This window comes from Acinetobacter sp. AS23 (genome assembly GCF_023612055.1).
In the GTDB taxonomy this organism is placed as follows: Bacteria; Pseudomonadota; Gammaproteobacteria; order Pseudomonadales; family Moraxellaceae; genus Acinetobacter; species Acinetobacter oleivorans.
Genome location: NZ_CP082274.1, coordinates 3700499 through 3718289, shown reverse-complemented (window position 1 = coordinate 3718289; position 17791 = coordinate 3700499). Strand labels below are relative to the sequence as shown.

The window sequence follows — 17791 nt, the reverse complement described above, 5'->3', positions numbered from 1 at the left end:
TCAGTGTAAAAAAAGCCTCTGAACTTTCAGGGGCTTTTTTTGTGGATAAAGAAAGAGTTATCCACAATTTGATATTTTTTGATTAAAAATTAGCTTCGAGATTCATTTGAACACTGAGCTGATGTTTCGAATCATCATCAATATGGTTAAAAAAGTTAAGGTCATTTTGCATAAAAAGCCAATTTCGCCACACAGGCTGCCGCCATGAAATATAAGGCCCCCAACTATTTAGTCGAATGTCATTTTTGGTATATACGCCACCACTATAGACACCGTAAGTAAGATGATTATCCTTTAAAAATTGATACTGCTGGAAAGTCCAATTTCCCCAAATATAATCTTCATTTTCACTCTTATTCACATTAAATTTATTAGCGAAAAGAGTGTTGTCTTGCATTTTTTGCGTTAGGTTTAGCGTTGTTTCGGTGTAGTTCCGGCTAGTAGAGCCGTAGCGAAATACCTGTTCTGTATCCAAACTAATGTTATGTCTTAAATTCCATTTTTTCTTTGCCAAAAATTGTACATAAACATCGTTTTCTGAGTTTGAACCTAAATCAAGATTATTTTCAAAAGGCATCCAGGTTGAAATAGTCGCCCAGCTTGCACTCAGTGGGTTAGTTGTCGAAACCTGAGCTGAAGAGTTCTTCCTCTTTTTCTTACCAAAGGTTTTATAAGTTAGTTCAGGCTGAGTCGCACGTTTCCATAACGTATCATTTCCAAATACAGCCATTAGTTCTTGAATTAAGGTGTCATCAGGTAAAGCATTATTTGTCTCTATTTCACAAGGAGAGAGTGAAAGTGATTGTCTTTTTACTTTAGTAAAACTCGTAGAAGAATAAGGATAACGCCGTGACCGTTGGTGCTTGAACGTATTATAAAAAAATTGAGTATGCGGAATTAAAGCCAATACGCCTAAACTATAAATACAAACTAAGGCAGCTGATTTGTATTGAAATGAAAAAGAGGAGAATTGATTCATTTTTAAGGAGAAGGAATCAAAAATAAAAACTAGAACAATACTTTAAAAGGCTAAGCTTAAAAATTTATTTAAAAGTATTTTATTATTCATCACCTTGGATGGGTTCCAAGGTGATGTTTGGCAGCTTAAAAAAGAGCTTCTAAGCGCAAGAAGGTGCTGACGAAATGGTTGCGATCTTCACGGTGATCATTAAAGTAATTTACATCTCCTTGAACAAAGAACCATTCACGTAAAACAGGTTGGCGCCATGAAACAAATGGTCCCCAACTATTTAAACGCAAGTCATTGTCGTTGTAATAACCACCTGTATAAATACCATAGTTAAAACGGTTATTTGCAAAGAAACTATGTTCACGGAAAACTCTATTTTCCCAACTTAGATCATCATCTTGATCATCGGCATAAGTTAAGCTGAACTGATTTGATAAAATCGGTTGATTTGGTCTGGCATGGGTAAGTTCAAGATTGGTACGTAAGTAGTTTTCACTGTCTATGCCGTAACGATAAATTTGCTCAGCATAAAATTTAAAATCATTACGGAGTTGCCAATTTCTTGATGCTTTTAAACGAACATAAATATCATCTCCGGAACGGATACCTAAGTCAGCATCTGTTTCAAAAGGCAATTTTTTTGAGAAGTCTGACCAACGTAAAGCAATAGAACTGTTGTCATCTCTCGTTTGTTTACCATTTAACTTCTTATTGGAGTCTTGATTTGGGTTTTGGTTAATATTGGCCGGACTGTTATTAAATTCGTTATCGAGAGAGTCATCACCAAATACCACACTTAGACGTTTTTCTAGCGTTGGTAATTTAATCCTGCCTCGTATTCTGGGCTTAATTTCAAAATTATCGTATTCATTCCAATAGTTATCGACCATTACGCGGATGGTTGCAGTAGCTGGCTTCTGTGGATCGACTTCTCCAAACCAGTTATCAATTTTTTCAGAAGTACGATCGGCCCAATTACGAATTTTCTTTTGCTTACGGTCAACCCACGTTTGATCTTCTGTTTGTTCGGTAGGGGGAACAATAGGTTGACTAGACTGCTCTGGAAAAATGGTTGGGGTCGCATCTACCCAACGGGGGATCTGATCTAACAGATTTTCATCTGTTGTAGCTTCGGTTTGAACTCCAGATGACAAACCTTCTACTTGTTGGTGTTGAGAGGAAGAGCTCGTTTCTGCATGAGCAATGCATACCGAACCGAATCCAAGAGTTAAAAGTGCAAAAAGCTGCCGATAAGGCATTACGTGAAATGTTTTCATATCTATCTTTATGTTTTGTTGTTGTTTCCACTTTTGTTGATTTTTCTAATAAAATCAAGAGGACGACACAAAAGTTAAGTAAATTTAACTTTTTTTACATATTTGAAATAAATGAAAAAGTTTAAGCTAGTAGCGATTATTTTTAAGCAAAAAAAATCCCCCAATTAAGGGGGATGATAGATCAAGGAAACTTCAAATTCCGATCATTAAACACATAAAAAACAGAACATTACAGCGCGAATATTCTAAGAAGCAATCATAAACTGATTTTAAACAATTAGATAGTTCTTTTTTTAGAACGCTCTATTGCTAAAATGGTGATAAAACATACGATTTCATCACATTTTCAATTGTGTTGATTTATTTCTGTGGAATATCACATGATTCATCATTACAAACAGCAGCATCATCTTGCTCAACAGCTTCAGAATTTGCTTTAAGTTGTGCTTGCTCTAAGACTTTTAAAAAGACGTCACGTGGTTGAGCACCAGCGAGAGCAATTCTTTGATCAAATACAAAGAATGGCACACCCGTAACATTTAACTGCTCTTTAGCAATCTTTTCGTCATGACGAACAAAGTCAGATAGTTCATTTGTATCTAATACAAATTCAACTTCCGCATTATCAAGACCAATACGAGAAGCAATTTCTTCTACAACTTCACGTTCACCAATTGCCAGACCTTCGGTCATATAAGCATGGAAAAAAGCTTCTTTTGCTTGGTTGCCTAAGCCTTTGCTTTGCGCAAGGTGAATAATACGGTGTGCATTGAAACTATTGCCAGAATTCGCCTTTTGCCATTGGAAATCAATACCTTCAGAGGCAGCCATGGCCGCAATATTGCGCTCCATTTCTTCCATCTCTTCATAGGTGCGGCCATATTTTTTAGCTAAACGCTCAGTATTTGATGTGTCATGTTTTGCTGGCGCATCAGGATCTAATTCAAAACTATGCCAGTGAATTTCAAGCTCAATACCTGCTTCCGCAGCTACATGTTCAAGGCGTTTTTTGCCGATATAACAGAAAGGGCAAACTACATCAGACCAGACATCAACACGCATGGGAGAATCTCATAAATTTTAATTACCCATCATAATAGGGATGATGCACAAGGATTTAAAGCTTTGAGTAGCGAATACAGTGTTGCGTATTGTGAAATAAATGGCATATAAAGAAGAATAAGCTCTATTTTATAACTATAAAGAGCAAAACTATAAGAAGGGAAATAGGAGGTGTGTATGCGCCGAGTTTTGATTGCGATAGCAAGTCTGATTGTTGTCATAAGCATTATTTTTTTCACCTATCAACATATCAAACAGCAGCAGGCCAAAGACAGTAGTCAAATGTTTGATGTGGTCATGACTGAAAAAATGAATCAGCTTTATGAACAAGCACAAGACTGGTCTAAACCCGTCGAGCTTAATATTCACGATAAACGGTTGGCAGGACACTATAAGCAAATTTCAGAATTTCTTTTAAGTTATTGGATTCAAAATATTAATGCACGAAATGCATATTTAAGAGAACTCAAAGCAGCCAAATGGGACACTTTTTTAAATGTTGATCGTCTAGATCTTGATAAAAAGCAAAAGTTTGTAGAAACTGAAAAGATGCTAGCTGATGTCAGGATGGCTTCAGATAAATATCAAACTGAATATGAAAAAATTCATAAAACTTTCTTAGCAAAGGTTCAAGAATTATCTGTTGATGCAGAGATGAGACAACTCCTTGAAATGAAATTAGGAACTCAGCAAAAAGCTGATCAAGATCATGCAATTTTTATGATTGAGCTACAAATTTTAGATAAAGCAGAAGAAATGTTTAAGCTTCTAAAAAATTATGAATGGCAGAAGAAAGATCAGATGATTCTTTTTCATGAAAATGCGCAGGTCAAAAAGTTTAATGGGCTTTATCAAGATGTTCTAAAACTAAATGCAAAAATTGAAAAAATTAAGAAAAAGAATGTAGCTGCACTCGAAGGAGATTTAAAAGAATAAGCGTGGCATGAGCATCAAAAATTATGATTTGGTGCTCTCAGCTTTTCCTTTGGTTAAAAAAGATTGTAATAAACTTTGAGAAGTTTGTAGTTTGTTTAATTGTTCAGACACATGCATGAGTTCAGTTTGCAGTTTTTCTTGAACCACTGAGCACAGCGTAAATACGCGTTCATCTAAATCAAAACAAGGCAGCAAGGCTTGAATGTCTTTTAGGTGCATGCCTGCATCATTTAATATTTTAATTTTCTTAATATTTTCAATGTCTTTGTGTGTATAGCTTCGATAGTTATTACTTGCTCGATGAGGCTGTATAAGTCCTAAACTTTCATAGTAACGCAGCATACGCGGGCTGACTTTTGTGAGTTCGGCAACTTTGGCAAGGTTCATAAAATGGGGTTGACCTTAACAGTGGTGTCATAGTTTAGCATGTTTTTATCTTTCAAAATGGTACTTGTTCCATGATCAGAAAACTCATTTTATTGGTGTTATTCGGATTAATGTCATTTGTTGCAAATGCCAAAACATTGGAACTTCAGGAGAAGAACATGCGTCAAATATTTGTGCTTCATGGTTACTCTGCTTCTATAGATGATCATTGGTTTCTAGATTTAAAACATCAAATAGAAGATGAACATACAACGGTTACCTTAATTCCATTTCCAGATTCTGAGCATCCAGATGTGGATGCTTGGCAAAAGGTTTTAGACAAACAGATCCCGAGTGTGGATGAAAATACCTATTTTGTTGCGCACAGTTTGGGTGTCATTACTTTACTGTACTTTTTGCAACGTCATGATTATCAACATATAGGAGGAATGATTTTAGTATCTGGATTTTCTGGCCCAATTTCAGACTTCTCTCCACTCGATGCCTATATAACAAAAAGCAAAGTCGATACGAACTACTTTAAGAACATAAAGAAAAAGCTGGTGTATTTGTCTGATAATGATGATTTGGTTCCGCCTAAACTCACTATTGAATTAGCGAAAGAAATTGATGCGCCGTACATTACAGTACCTAATGGCGGGCACTTTTTAGGTAGAGAAGGTTTTACGACGTTTCCACAAGTCGTCAATTCTTTAAAAGGGGTGTTAGAGAGCAAATAAAATTTATAAGATAAATCGCACTCTATAATCTGAACACTTTTGTTCAAATTATAGAGTGCTTTATAGAATGCAGTTTTAATAAATAGAAGAACCGTACTATTACATTAAAAAATTTAATTATATTTACCGTTTATCTGAGCATTACTGAATCAAATTCGACTTTGTTGTAGCCTATTTATAGATACTTTTAATTTAATCATCATCTTTTTAATTTGAATAGGATGAGTGATTTTTGGAGCAAGTTATGAACTTTCTAAAACAATCAGCCTTCATTGCTGCATTTGCTTTTATGGGTTTACCGACTGTTCAAGCAGAAGAAGTGGCTACTTTACCAACAATTCGCGTTATGGCTGAATCTGAGCTACGTGAAGAGGTGGGATTTGTACCCTTCCAAGAAGATAAAAAAGTGCGTCAGGCTTTGCAACACCGTGAGTATAAAATTCATAATGATATACAGAATGCTTTAGTCCTTGAAGGCATGACTACAGTAGATTATCAGCCAGTTATGGCACAACCTGATTTGTCTCAACTTTCTCCATTCTTACAACAATACATTTTAGCGGTAGCGGGTGGAATACAGTCTTCTGATCCAACCAATGGTATCTTTGAAATGTTAAGACCTTTGAATATTAATCGAAGTAATGTCGATGCTTATCGTGAGGGTACGATGAAAGTGAATATTCAAGATATTAGAGATTTACAGAAGAAAATCGAGAATGGTTTAGCTGGTCGATAAAAAAATCCCCGCATTGAGCGGGGATTTTTTTATCTTGGTGTTAATTAAACACGTTCGATCACTGTTGCAATACCTTGACCAAGGCCGATACACATGGTCGCAAGACCGATTTGAGTATCTTGTTGTTCCATTACGTTTAACAGCGTAGTGGTGATACGCGCACCAGAACAACCTAGTGGGTGACCCAAAGCAATTGCACCACCATTTAAGTTAATGATGTCTTGCTTGTCATAAATACCTAAGCCTTTCATTACTGATAAGCCTTGAGCAGCAAATGCTTCGTTTAATTCGATAGTTTGAATATCAGCCATCGTTAAACCAGCACGTTTAAGCGCTTTTTGAGTTGCTGGAACTGGACCGTAACCCATGATTGCAGCATCGCAACCTGCAACTGCCATAGAGCGAATCACAGCGCGTGGTTTTAAACCTAACGCTTGTGCGCGCTCAGCAGACATAAGCAACATTGCAGAAGCACCGTCAGACAAAGCTGAAGATGTAGCCGCAGTTACCGTACCGCCTTTCGGATCGAATACAGGACGTAATGCTTTGAACGACTCAAGGTTTGCGTCTGGACGAATTACTTCGTCGATGTCACAAAGGATTTTAAAGCCATTTGCATCGTGACCTTCAACACCAACGATTTCGTTTTTGAAACGACCTTCTTGAGTTGCAGCCCAAGCACGGCGGTGAGATTCAACACCAAAAGCGTCTTGCTCTTCACGGCTAATACCATTCATGCGACCTAACATTTCAGCAGTTAAGCCCATCATGTTAGATGCTTTAGCATAGTGTTTAGATGCTTCTGGGTTTAGGTCGATGCCGTGCATCATACCTACGTGGCCCATGTGCTCTACACCGCCAATAATGAAGATATCACCTTGGTTAGTTGCAATCTGTGCAGCAGCAGTATGAAGTGCTTGCATAGATGAACCACAAAGACGGTTTACAGTTTGACCTGCTACAGTTTTTGGTAAGTCAGCCAATAAGCCGATGTTACGACCAATGTTCATACCTTGTTCTAAAGTCTGGTTTACACAGCCCCAGATCAGGTCTTCAACTTCATTGGTGTCAAATTGGTTACGAGCAACGAGTGCACGAACTAACTCAGCAGATAAGCTGTCAGCACGTACATTGCGGAACATACCGTTTTTGGTTTTACCCATTGCAGAACGTACGCCATCAACGATGACAACGTCACGTGGATTTAAAGTAGCCATTCACGTTGCTCCTTAACCGTAGAATTTTTTGTTGTTAGCAGCCATGTCACGCAACATTTGTGGCGCTTCATAAGCCTTACCTAAGTGTGCATATTTGTCGCAAAGCGCAACATATTCAGCAACACCTGTCTGGTCGATATAACGACATGGACCACCACGGAATGGAGGGAAACCTACACCCATAATCATTGCCATGTCTGCTTCAGCAGCAGTTGCAACGATGTTGTCTTCTAAGCAACGAACTGTTTCGTTACAGAAAGCAAGCATCATGCGGTCAATGATTTCTTGGTTATCAAACTCGCGTTTTTCACCCGTTACGAAAGGAGCAATGATTTCATACGCTGTTGGATCAACAGTTTTTGCTTTCTTGCCTTTCTTATCGAGTTCGTATTTGTAGAAACCAACGTCATTCTTTTGACCAAGACGTTTAGCTTCGTACATTGCTTGGATTGAACCTTTGTAGTCTGGCTTCATACGGTCTGGAAAACCTTCAGCCATGACTTCTGCACCGTGTACACCAGTGTCGATACCAACAACGTCGATGAGGTAAGCAGGACCCATTGGCCAGCCAAACTTAGACATTACATTGTCAACTTGCTGGAAGTCTGCGCCATCTTTTACAAGAAGGTCAAATGCACCAAAGTAAGGGAACAATACACGGTTAACCAAGAACCCTGGGCAGTCATTTACAACGATTGGTGTTTTACCCATTTTTTGAGCAAGAACTACAGTAGTTGCAATCGCTTCTTCAGAAGTCTTTTCACCACGAATGACTTCTACAAGCGGCATCATGTGAACTGGGTTGAAGAAGTGCATACCTACAAAGTTTTCAGGACGTTGTAAAGCTTTAGCTAAACGTGTAATTGAAATTGTAGACGTGTTAGACGCAATAATTGTGTTTTCACGAACATGCTTTTCAGTGTCTGCAAGAACGATTTCTTTAACTTTTGGATTTTCTGTAACCGCTTCGATCACGATATCAACTTCTTTAAACTCATCGTAGCTTAAAGTAGGGCGGATACGTGCAAGGGTTTCACCCATTTGCGCAGGTTTCATTTTCTTACGTTCAACTTGTTTAGTTAACAAGCTGTTCGCTTCTGACATACCTAGTGCAAGTTGTGGGTTACCAATATCCTTCATGATGATTGGTGTGCCTTTGCTTGCCGCTTGGTAAGCAATACCACCACCCATGATACCAGCGCCAAGTACAGCTGCTTGGTTTACTGGGTGTGCACCTTTTTCATGTTTTTTAGCGGTTTTCTTAACAACTTGATCATTAAGGAATAAACCAATCAATGCACCAGCTTGTGGAGTAATCGCAGCTTTTGCAAAACCTTCGGCTTCTGCTTTTAATGCTTCGTCACGCGCAAGGCTTGCACCTGCTTGTAATGAGTCAAGTAATAATTTTGGAGCAGGGTATTGAGCAGGATTTGCTTTAGCAAGTACAGCACCTTTTGCTGTGTTGAACGCCATCATTTGTTCAAGTGGGTTCAATTTTACAGCATCAAGTTTTTCTTGGCGTTTCGCTTTCCAGTTCAAACGACCAGAAATTGCTTGCTTAACTAAGTCAGTTGCAGCTTCAAGTAATTTATCAGCAGCTACAACCGCATCTACAGCACCATCTTTTAGGGCGGCAGCCGGTTTTTTAGGAGCAGCCATTGCCATCCATTCAACCGCGTTGTCGATACCGATAACACGACTTAAACGTACGCTACCGCCAAAACCTGGGTAAATACCAAGTTTAATTTCTGGTAAGCCCACTTGTGCAGCTTCTGACATCACACGATAGTCACACACTAAACACATTTCAAAACCGCCGCCTAACGCCATACCGTTAATAGCAACAACTTTTGGAATTTCTAAATCTTCAAAGCTATTGAAGATTTCGTGAACAGGCATAAGCCAGTCAACAATCGCTTTTTCGCCTTGAGCGAAGTTTTCACCAAATTCGGTAATGTCTGCCCCAACAATAAATGTTGATTTGCCCGACGTAACAACTAAGCCTTTAATATCGTTATTTGCTTTTACCGCAGCAATAGCAGCTTGGAAATCTTCAATTGTTGCACGGTTAAATTTATTGACCGACTCACCTTGTAAGTCAAAGCGGAATTCTGCAATTCCGTCCGAAAGCATTTGGACGGTAATGGCATTGCCAGCGTGGATCATGCCTGATCTCCTTGGTTTTGGAGGACTTCTAAGTTGATGTTATGAAGCGTGTGCACAGCTTTGGTACACATTTATGCTTCGCTAATCTTACGATAACTATATCTAAAAAAAACCTGACAAGTTGTATCAAGCCGTGACGCAAGGGTCATCAATTTTTTTTAAACAACTTTCTTGAACTATATATATGAAAAATACATTTTTATTTAAAAACTGATTTCTAGCAGGAATCTAATAATGAAGTGAGAAAAACTAGCAGATAGTTGATTACTTTAATTTTTGAACTAGTAATAAAAAATAAGGTTCTTTGTGAATTATTAGACAGAAAGTATTGTCTATTTTTTTATCTTTGGATAAACTTTGTGTTATAAAAATGTTCAATAAAGTATGTATTATGTTAAAAAATAAATTTATGATTTTAGCCATCCTTCCTTTTATGTTGAGTGCATGTGGAGGTGGTGGTTCTAGTGATAATAATTCAGCGAATAACAATCAAAGTGGTACTTCGCAAGATTCTATTGCTAATGGTACCCGTTATTATTTTATGGATTACTATTCTGATGGAAAAACAGATGAGTTAGATAAGGCTTATTTTGAAATATTTAATAAAAAATCAACGGATGGCTCTTCTAATCAAGCTTTAGGTGAGTATTTGTTAACAGAGAAAAAACTCTATTTCCCTATTGATAAAGCAATCAATGTCATGAATTTTAATTCAATGACAGATTGGAGATTTGACGTCATTGGAGATGTCAAAGAGGATTGGAAATTTCAAAAAGTTGATCTGTCTGATAAGAATATGTTTGATACAGTTTTACCTGGTTATCGAGCGCTAGGTTTTCCAGTGAGCGATGATAGTACGACTAATGGGCGTATATTTCTTAATACTTACGGACAGAGTAAATTCCCTCAAGGAAGTAGTTGTTATCGTTTCATTTCAAAAAAATCTAATCAAGAAACCTTCACATTTAATGTTGATCAAAATCACGAAATTGATCAAAGTTTTGAGGATTTTGATGCTGAAAACGCTCAGTATTTGAATTATTTGAACCAAACGAATCCATTCGGCTTTACTTATAAAGCAGTTAAGGGATCATGGCAAAATGTTCTATGGACAACGATTTATGATACTACTTTAGGTTTTGGTGAGAGTAGTAGTGTTGCGGTGCAATATCAAGGTAACACATATAGAGCAGATTATACGGGTAATATTGGCTGGACGGCTGATCAAGAAATTAAGCATTGGGAAATATTCTTGAAAAATGCCGATACTCCTGAGCGTATCCGTCTCGCTCAGTTAAGAATTGCACAATTGAAATCTGGTTGTTATGTCTACAATGAAACTGCTGCAAAAGCACTTGATTCTCTGACTGCATTAAATTGGCAAGCATATCAAAACTAATTCAAAAGCTAAGTTTAAGAAATCTCAAAAATGAATATTTTTGAGATTTCTATTTATTAAAAATAATACTTGCCGATCTATGTCTGAATTTTCTTCTAGAGTTTGTTATTATTCCTGCCAATTTCAAATTTCTTCAAAGTATCTTTAAAAATACTTAAATGCGAGTAACTATATGATTAAGTGGATCATATTAGCGATTTTTATCATTTCAGCGTTGTATATTCAGCATCGTGGGAAAGTAAAGCATTCGTTTTATCGTCAGTTTTTTGACCATTCAACCTTGCTCGCACCGATTAACTTTTTAATGTACATCTTTTCAAAGGTGCCGAATCAACCTTATATCGACACCCAGCATTTTAAAGATTTAAAAGTGTTGGATGAAAATTGGGAAATGATTCGTGATGAAGCGAAAGCTTTATATGACCAAGGTGGGATCAAAGCTTCAAGTACATATAACGACTTAGGTTTTAACTCATTCTTTAAAACGGGTTGGAAGCGTTTTTACTTAAAATGGTACGAATCGAGCCATCCGTCTGCTGCTGAGCTCTGCCCTAAAACCACAGCACTTCTTAAAACATTACCGACAATTAAAGCCGCAATGTTTACAGAGCTTGCACCTGACAGCCGTTTGGTAAGACACCGTGACCCATATGCAGGTTCACTGCGTTATCACTTGGGCTTAATTACGCCAAATGATGATCTTTGTTTTATTGATGTTGATGGTGAAAGATACTCTTGGCGAGATGGCCAAAGTGTTGTGTTTGATGAAACCTATATTCACTATGCTGAAAATAAGACTGATCAAAACCGTATTATTTTCTTCGCAGACGTTGAACGACCAATGAAAGTGAAATGGATGGAACGTTTCAATCATTGGTTTGGTCGTAAAGTGATGACTGCTGCAAGTTCACCGAATGAAACAGGTGACCAAACAGGTGGTTTAAATAAAGCTTTTGGTTATGTTTATCAAATTCGCATTAAAGCCAAAGCACTAAAAGCTAAAAACCGTAAGTTGTATTACTTCTTAAAATGGTTCTTGATGCTTGGAATTTTCTTCCTGATTTTTGTTCGACCATATATATTTTAATTAAAGCGCCCGAAAGGGCGTTTTTATTTTAAATAATGATATTTATCATGCATCATTTATTGCGTATTGAATGATCTTAAATACAAGCTCTTGATTATTTAAAGAGTCATCTAGGTCTTCTATTAACTCTTTGATAATAAATACTTCAAGAAAATAGCTGTAACACTTATCTTTGATAATAATCTCCATCTTTTCATCATTTGATAGAGCAATTGCCTTGGATGTAATACCCCAAGGTTGTTCAGCATAGATGGTGTGCTCATCAGAAATATATTCAATATTTGATATCATGTCTTGTAGGGATAGGGGGTATTTCAATGGGATCTAACCTGTTATTCGAACTATCATAAAACTTTTTTAAAGGTTCGTGATGTCAATAATTAAATTTTAATATTGAAGACTTTTAGATTAATTTAGCATAGAAAATTTTAGATCTCTTTTTTAAAATAAAAATGACTATGAAATAATTTAGGGAAAAAGATGATAGCAGTGAGTTATCCTATCTAATTATATGGTTTTAGTTAGTCTTATATTAAGTTTTATAGAATAATTTTTAATAAAACTATATTACCTCTCATCTGAATTGTTTAATATTTGCATTGCCAAAAAAAGCAAATCATTGATAATACGGATTACATTATATTAATAATTTAGGAACATAATGAAAAAGTTAATACTTTCATGTTTATGTGCATTTGGACTTTCGGCATGTAATGATGAGACAGAGGAACAAGGTGAGAGACTTGTCGGTTTTTCTGCGAGTCAGATCGCTGGAAATCCAATGCTTGAGAAGAAAAACTATAAGATTCAGGATAATAAGATTTATATAAGCTATCCTGATAATCATCCATTAGGTTATGAACTTAGTCAGCATTATTTCACTGATCAGGGAGTGACTTTAGATCCGATTAAAACAACTGATGGCACATGGTATTTGTTAGGTTCTCAAGTCCAATTTTCTGATACAGCTTTAAACTATCAACCTGCCAACTTAGTGAAAGGCGATAATTTATTTCTAAATCAAGATTTAGTTAAAATTGATATTTCCGGTCAACCAGTGACTAAATATTTAGGCCAGTGGATTTATGAGTCATTACCACTTAGTCAACAGGGCTTTTTTGAAGATTATTACAATGCATTATTACAACAAAATGTAGCTAATTTTCCTAAAGGTTCAACCTGTTGGATGATTAATAAAACCTACAGCAATAAAGATTATATTGGGTTCTCTAGTGACGGTACTGCACCTTTATATACAGAATCAAATGCTACTGCGCCTGTAATGGGAACATGGCAAGGTATTAACTGGTCGCGTGATGAGTTATTATTAGCAATGAAATTTACAATAAACGATACCGAATATTCTGGACAGTACCATCATAAGTCTGGTGTTGACGAATATGTTCCACCTTATGCAGGTAAATATTGTGATTTTGTCACTGAAAATGCTGCGAATACTATGCTTAAGGCTTGGAAAGGTGAATCTTTAACCCAGTAATGATAGATAAATAAGTATTTTTATTACGCCCGAAAGGGCGTTTTTTTATGCTGTACAGTACTTAATAGAATTTGTGACTCATTTCACAGTGCTGGCATTTTGTTACAACTATTAAAAGCCAAGGACCAATTTTGATTCTACAATGGCGCGGTTTTTTCGAAGACTGGTTAGCGGAAGTAGGTTTTAAAATGGCTCATGCTCATCACGCAGTTCATGCACATGTTCATCATATCGCAGAGAGAAAAGAAGAAAGCTCTCAGGATGATTTAAAAATGAAAGTGATGTTAAGACAAACAGCTTCGTCGACTGAAAAACATAAAAAATCTGATGTGAAAAATCATCAATCTGAAGATCAAAATATTAATTTGCATAAGTTCTCAAGTAAGCTTGAAAGTATATCTGCCAACCATAGTAAAGAGAAATGCGCCAAGAATATTCGCATTGCTTTACAAGCAGCAGGCGCCGATGTGTCTAAGCATCCGGTAGCAGCTTCAGACTGGGGACATACGCTTGAGAAGAACGGTTATAAGAAAATTAAACCTGCTTTTAATCGTCCTCAAGAAGGCGATATTTATATTATTGAGCGGACAAGTGGCCACACATATGGTCATATTGCGGGATATACAGGGAATGGCTGGTTCTCAGATTTTCGTCAAAAAACCTATGCGGTCTATAAAGAAAAAGATGTGAAATATAGCTACTATCGCCTAGATTCTTAAGCGAGTACGACATAGTCTGTCGGGGCATATCCAAATCTGTTTCCAAATTTGGCTTGTGGCACAGTAAAGCACTTGAAAACTCAGGTTGAAAACATCACATTAGGTATTCAGTATTAAGCCATGTCTGCCGATAGTGAATCAAAACGCTCGTCCCCATATTGAAAAAATTTTAGCCCACATGACCCAACTTCCAGGTGTTTATAAAATGCTAGGAAAAGAGGGAGAATTGTTATATGTCGGCAAAGCGAAAAACCTAAAGAATCGGGTATCGAGTTATTTTGTTAAAACCATTGAGCATCCTAAAACTCAGGCTTTAGTTGCCAGAATTTATGATATTGAAACGTTAGTCACTCGTTCAGAAACTGAAGCATTACTTCTCGAGCAAAACTTAATTAAGCAACATCGTCCGCCTTATAACATCATGCTGCGGGACGATAAGTCATATGTCTATATTTTTGTGTCGGCAGATAAGCCCTATCCTCGGCTTGCTAGTGGTCGCGGCAAAGGGAAGCACCAAATTGGTAAGTTCTTTGGACCTTATCCAAGTGCCTATAGTGCGCGTGATACTTTACTTGTTCTACAAAAGCTTTTTAATGTACGTCAGTGTGAAAATAGCTATTTTGCACAGCGCAAGCGCCCGTGTTTGCAATATCAGATCAAGCGTTGCTCTGCACCTTGTGTAGGGCTGATTTCACCCGAAGATTATAAAGAAGACATTAATAATAGTATTCGCTTTTTGCAAGGTGATACGAAGGAGCTCAATCAAGAGCTTATTGCCAAAATGGAACAAGCGGCAGCTGAACTTGAATTTGAAAAAGCTGTGTTTTACCGTGATCGACTATCTTTACTTCGTGAAGTTCAAGCGCAACAAGCTGTGTTTAAAGTCAAAGGTGAGGCAGATATTCTGGCTATTGCATATCAGGCTGGCGTGACATGCGTACAGATTATGTATGTACGCAATGGACGAATGCTAGGTGGAAAAAGCTATTTCCCTGACATGCTTGGTGATGATCTTGGGCAAATGCTGAGTGACTTTATGGCAAACTTTTACTTTCAAGTTGCAGATGAAGTACCCAATGAACTGATTGTGAACATTGCATTGCCTGACCGTAAAGAATTAGAAGAAGCGTTGGCACAGCAGTTTGGCAAAAAGGTTCAGATTAAGAGTAATGTTCGAGAAACTCGTGCCGAGTGGCTAGAGTTAGCTGAAATGAATGTTCAACATGCCATTAAGGGGCAGTTGAGTAACCATTTAGAACTCAATGAACGTTTCCATCAGTTAGAGCAAGTGATTGGAAGACCCGTTGATCGCATCGAATGTTTTGATATTAGCCATACCATGGGCGAAGCTCCAATTGCGTCGTGTGTGGTGTTTGACCAAGGTGGTGCTCGTAAGCGTGACTATCGCCAATTTGCCATTCAAGACATTACCGCAGGCGATGACTATGCTGCTATGCGCCAAGCCTTAACACGCCGTTATAAAAAAGCCATATTGCCTGATCTGTTGTTGATTGATGGTGGTAAAGGTCAGCTTCACATGGCGATGGAAGTTATGCAAGAGCTTGGGCTCGATGCTTTTATGGTGGGCGTATCGAAAGGTGAAGGGCGTAAACCGGGCCTTGAGACCCTGCATTTTACAGATGGCACAAAAATCCAGTTACCCGAAGATCATAAAGCATTGCACTTGATTCAACAGGTACGTGATGAAGCCCATCGCTTCGCAATTACTAAACACCGAGCTAAACGTGATAAACGCCGTAGCACTTCAGTTTTAGAAGCGATTCCGGGATTGGGTCCAAAGCGCCGTCGAGATTTATTAACTCATTTTGGTGGGATTCAAGGTGTTTTAAAAGCATCTGAAAAAGAGCTTACGCTTGTGCCTGGTTTTGGTGAAATGATGGCTCGAACGATTTATAAAATTCTGCATGAATAAGTATCGTTTTAAAGGCGGAGTGACAAAATAACTCGCCAATTACTAAAGGATTGACCATTCACATTCCAATCAAAATGATGAAAGATCGTCCCTAATAACACTTTTGTTTTAGGGAAAGGAATGTCTTTGCTGCAATTGTTTGAAGAAATAAAACAAAAGGAATGGATTGAAATACCCGAAGGGTGGTTGCAGGGACGCACAGTGTTTGGCGGTCTTGTTGCGGGATTGCTGATGCAAAAAGCGTGCGCCAATATTCAAGATCCAAATAAAAGATTATTGAGTTGTAGTGCTACTTTTGTGGGGCCTGTACAGCAGGGTCCCGCTCAATTGACTGTTGAAATTTTAAGGGAAGGGAAATCGGTTACTACACTTGAAACCCGTTTATGGCAAGATGGCGCGGTACAAACCATTTTGGTTGCAAGCTTTGGTGTGCCTCGTACGTCGAATATTGAAGTACGACAAGAACCTATTGTTCCAATTTATGCACCACCAGAAGATTTACAATCAATTCCTTTTGCTAGACAAATGCCAGAATGCTATCAACATTTTGATGTATGCTGGGCAGAAGGTCATTATCCTGTTACAGGAAGTCAGTATGCTGACTTTGGAGGATGGTCAAGGTTCTCTCCAGAGAAGCATGAAAATCGTCAAATGACATTGCCAGATTTAATTGTTTTGATGGATATTTGGCCACCTGGTGTATTGCCGATGTTTAAACAAGTTGCACCTGCAAGTTCTTTAACTTGGCACATTACCTATGTCCATCCATTTCCACATCAATTATGTGACTGGTTTAAATATAAAGTGGTGACTGAATATGCTGGTGAAGGTTATTCCACGGAATATGCCCATCTTTGGGACCAAAATGATCATTTAATTGCAATTTTACGGCAAACTGTTACGGTATTTACCTAAGCAGTCCACTTCCTCGATTCGTATATTTCGTATAAAGTGGCTGTTACAGATAGATACAATATTGAAGAATGTATTTTTGTCTGTTACAAGATGCATGAAGACTAAATTGGCGGTGTTTATGACCACAGGGCGAATCCTGAATATCCCAAATATCCTAACGTTGGCGCGTATCGCGCTTATTCCTGTATTTTTGGTGATTGCGTATTGGCCGCCTGCAATGGGTATTGGTGAGCAAGCAGGAAATATGAGTCGTCATATTATCTTGACGGCTATTTTTGTGTTGGCTGCTATTACCGATTGGTTTGATGGCTATTTGGCACGAACTTTAAACCAGACTTCAGCATTTGGCCGTTTTTTAGATCCAGTTGCAGATAAGCTCATGGTGGCGGCAGCACTTATTGTTTTGGTGCAGTGGAATCCAACCATTTCCATGGCTTTTGCGGCAATTGTTATTATTTCACGGGAAATTACAGTTTCTGCTTTACGTGAGTGGATGGCAGAACTTGGCGCAAGAACGAGTGTGGCTGTATCGACAGTAGGTAAATATAAAACAGCTTTTCAGATGATTGCGATTAGTGTGTTCTTACTCAATTGGCAACCTTTAGAAATGTTGGCTTACGCGTTGTTATATACAGCAGTCATTTTAACTTTATGGTCAATGTTTATTTACCTTAAAGCAGCTTGGCCGTATTTAAAGCAACCTTAAGCACATATTGAATGATTAAGCCTTTCTATAATGAAAGGCTTTTTTATTTTCAAAAGTGCAAGAA

General features: G+C 37.7%; 17 protein-coding genes. 10 read left to right on the top strand and 7 right to left on the bottom strand.

Features of this window, described 5'->3' with window-relative positions; all coding sequences use genetic code 11:
* Positions 1–82: 82 nt before the first annotated feature.
* The 3 genes from K6I41_RS17615 to K6I41_RS17605 all read right to left on the bottom strand — a co-directional run bounded on the left by K6I41_RS17615 (position 83) and on the right by K6I41_RS17605 (position 3309).
* Positions 83–979 carry a selenocysteine synthase gene (locus K6I41_RS17615; RefSeq protein WP_250374870.1) on the bottom strand — a complete coding sequence of 299 codons (897 nt, stop codon included), beginning with the start codon at positions 977–979 and terminating at the stop codon, positions 83–85.
* A 125-nt stretch (positions 980–1104) separates the two neighbouring features.
* Positions 1105–2247 (bottom strand): hypothetical protein, encoded by a 1143-nt coding sequence (locus K6I41_RS17610; protein WP_250374869.1) that lies wholly within the window; start codon positions 2245–2247, stop codon positions 1105–1107.
* 360 nt (positions 2248–2607) lie between these two features.
* A complete protein-coding gene (locus K6I41_RS17605; RefSeq protein WP_250374868.1) occupies positions 2608–3309 on the bottom strand; it encodes a DsbA family oxidoreductase in 702 nt (233 codons plus the stop codon).
* Positions 3310–3486: 177 nt separating this feature from the next.
* On the opposite strand from K6I41_RS17605, the gene K6I41_RS17600 reads away from it, so the two are divergent.
* Positions 3487–4245 carry a hypothetical protein gene (locus K6I41_RS17600; RefSeq protein ID WP_250374867.1) on the top strand — a complete coding sequence of 253 codons (759 nt, stop codon included), beginning with the start codon at positions 3487–3489 and terminating at the stop codon, positions 4243–4245.
* A gap of 21 nt (positions 4246–4266) precedes the next feature.
* On the opposite strand, the gene K6I41_RS17595 is transcribed toward K6I41_RS17600, so the two are convergent.
* Positions 4267–4632, bottom strand: a complete 366-nt coding sequence (locus K6I41_RS17595; protein WP_250374866.1) for a MerR family transcriptional regulator — start codon at positions 4630–4632, stop codon at positions 4267–4269.
* A gap of 71 nt (positions 4633–4703) precedes the next feature.
* Here K6I41_RS17595 and K6I41_RS17590 point away from each other — a divergent pair, with 71 nt between their 5' ends.
* Both K6I41_RS17590 and K6I41_RS17585 read left to right on the top strand, forming a co-directional pair.
* Entirely contained in the window at positions 4704–5351 is a 648-nt protein-coding gene (locus tag K6I41_RS17590; RefSeq protein WP_250374865.1) for an RBBP9/YdeN family alpha/beta hydrolase, read from the top strand.
* Between the two features lie 244 nt (positions 5352–5595).
* The gene (locus K6I41_RS17585; protein WP_250374864.1) at positions 5596–6087 is read left to right on the top strand and encodes a hypothetical protein; all 492 of its coding nucleotides are present in this window, start codon (positions 5596–5598) and stop codon (positions 6085–6087) included.
* Positions 6088–6131: 44 nt separating this feature from the next.
* Here the strand turns inward: K6I41_RS17585 and fadA are convergent, their stop codons facing one another.
* Both fadA and fadB read right to left on the bottom strand, forming a co-directional pair.
* Positions 6132–7304, bottom strand: coding sequence for an acetyl-CoA C-acyltransferase FadA (fadA, locus tag K6I41_RS17580; RefSeq protein ID WP_004795064.1), 1173 nt, complete (start codon positions 7302–7304; stop codon positions 6132–6134).
* Between the two features lie 12 nt (positions 7305–7316).
* Positions 7317–9470: a fatty acid oxidation complex subunit alpha FadB gene (gene fadB / locus K6I41_RS17575; RefSeq protein WP_009393257.1), complete on the bottom strand. Its 2154-nt coding sequence runs from the start codon at positions 9468–9470 to the stop codon at positions 7317–7319.
* A 391-nt stretch (positions 9471–9861) separates the two neighbouring features.
* On the opposite strand from fadB, the gene K6I41_RS17570 reads away from it, so the two are divergent.
* Both K6I41_RS17570 and lpxO read left to right on the top strand, forming a co-directional pair.
* Positions 9862–10869: a hypothetical protein gene (locus K6I41_RS17570; RefSeq protein ID WP_250374863.1), complete on the top strand. Its 1008-nt coding sequence runs from the start codon at positions 9862–9864 to the stop codon at positions 10867–10869.
* Between the two features lie 172 nt (positions 10870–11041).
* Positions 11042–11956: a lipid A hydroxylase LpxO gene (lpxO, locus tag K6I41_RS17565; RefSeq protein WP_250374862.1), complete on the top strand. Its 915-nt coding sequence runs from the start codon at positions 11042–11044 to the stop codon at positions 11954–11956.
* A 45-nt stretch (positions 11957–12001) separates the two neighbouring features.
* Here the strand turns inward: lpxO and K6I41_RS17560 are convergent, their stop codons facing one another.
* A complete protein-coding gene (locus K6I41_RS17560) occupies positions 12002–12274 on the bottom strand; it encodes a hypothetical protein (protein ID WP_250374861.1) in 273 nt (90 codons plus the stop codon).
* A 343-nt stretch (positions 12275–12617) separates the two neighbouring features.
* Between K6I41_RS17560 and K6I41_RS17555 the strand changes: the two genes are divergently transcribed.
* From K6I41_RS17555 to pgsA, 5 genes are all read left to right on the top strand, one after another.
* Positions 12618–13454 (top strand): hypothetical protein, encoded by an 837-nt coding sequence (locus K6I41_RS17555; protein WP_250374860.1) that lies wholly within the window; start codon positions 12618–12620, stop codon positions 13452–13454.
* 188 nt (positions 13455–13642) lie between these two features.
* Entirely contained in the window at positions 13643–14173 is a 531-nt protein-coding gene (locus K6I41_RS17550; RefSeq protein ID WP_191900600.1) for a CHAP domain-containing protein, read from the top strand.
* Positions 14174–14306: 133 nt separating this feature from the next.
* Complete coding sequence (gene uvrC / locus K6I41_RS17545) at positions 14307–16106, top strand: excinuclease ABC subunit UvrC (RefSeq protein WP_049837991.1); 1800 nt, start codon at positions 14307–14309, stop codon at positions 16104–16106.
* 120 nt (positions 16107–16226) lie between these two features.
* Positions 16227–17021 carry a thioesterase family protein gene (locus K6I41_RS17540; protein ID WP_250374859.1) on the top strand — a complete coding sequence of 265 codons (795 nt, stop codon included), beginning with the start codon at positions 16227–16229 and terminating at the stop codon, positions 17019–17021.
* 118 nt (positions 17022–17139) lie between these two features.
* The gene (pgsA, locus tag K6I41_RS17535; protein WP_004795051.1) at positions 17140–17727 is read left to right on the top strand and encodes a CDP-diacylglycerol--glycerol-3-phosphate 3-phosphatidyltransferase; all 588 of its coding nucleotides are present in this window, start codon (positions 17140–17142) and stop codon (positions 17725–17727) included.
* The last annotated feature ends 64 nt before the right edge of the window (positions 17728–17791 follow it).

Excerpts from the sequence above, each read along its gene's own strand:
- K6I41_RS17615 (WP_250374870.1), bottom strand. The coding sequence starts at position 979 with ATGAATCAATTCTCCTCTTTTTCATTTCAATACAAATCAGCTGCCTTA.
- K6I41_RS17610 (WP_250374869.1), bottom strand. The coding sequence starts at position 2,247 with ATGAAAACATTTCACGTAATGCCTTATCGGCAGCTTTTTGCACTTTTA.
- K6I41_RS17605 (WP_250374868.1), bottom strand. The coding sequence starts at position 3,309 with ATGCGTGTTGATGTCTGGTCTGATGTAGTTTGCCCTTTCTGTTATATC.
- K6I41_RS17600 (WP_250374867.1), top strand. The coding sequence starts at position 3,487 with ATGCGCCGAGTTTTGATTGCGATAGCAAGTCTGATTGTTGTCATAAGC.
- K6I41_RS17595 (WP_250374866.1), bottom strand. The coding sequence starts at position 4,632 with ATGAACCTTGCCAAAGTTGCCGAACTCACAAAAGTCAGCCCGCGTATG.
- K6I41_RS17590 (WP_250374865.1), top strand. The coding sequence starts at position 4,704 with ATGATCAGAAAACTCATTTTATTGGTGTTATTCGGATTAATGTCATTT.
- K6I41_RS17585 (WP_250374864.1), top strand. The coding sequence starts at position 5,596 with ATGAACTTTCTAAAACAATCAGCCTTCATTGCTGCATTTGCTTTTATG.
- fadA (WP_004795064.1), bottom strand. The coding sequence starts at position 7,304 with ATGGCTACTTTAAATCCACGTGACGTTGTCATCGTTGATGGCGTACGT.
- fadB (WP_009393257.1), bottom strand. The coding sequence starts at position 9,470 with ATGATCCACGCTGGCAATGCCATTACCGTCCAAATGCTTTCGGACGGA.
- K6I41_RS17570 (WP_250374863.1), top strand. The coding sequence starts at position 9,862 with ATGTTAAAAAATAAATTTATGATTTTAGCCATCCTTCCTTTTATGTTG.
- lpxO (WP_250374862.1), top strand. The coding sequence starts at position 11,042 with ATGATTAAGTGGATCATATTAGCGATTTTTATCATTTCAGCGTTGTAT.
- K6I41_RS17555 (WP_250374860.1), top strand. The coding sequence starts at position 12,618 with ATGAAAAAGTTAATACTTTCATGTTTATGTGCATTTGGACTTTCGGCA.
- K6I41_RS17550 (WP_191900600.1), top strand. The coding sequence starts at position 13,643 with ATGGCTCATGCTCATCACGCAGTTCATGCACATGTTCATCATATCGCA.
- K6I41_RS17540 (WP_250374859.1), top strand. The coding sequence starts at position 16,227 with ATGTCTTTGCTGCAATTGTTTGAAGAAATAAAACAAAAGGAATGGATT.
- pgsA (WP_004795051.1), top strand. The coding sequence starts at position 17,140 with ATGACCACAGGGCGAATCCTGAATATCCCAAATATCCTAACGTTGGCG.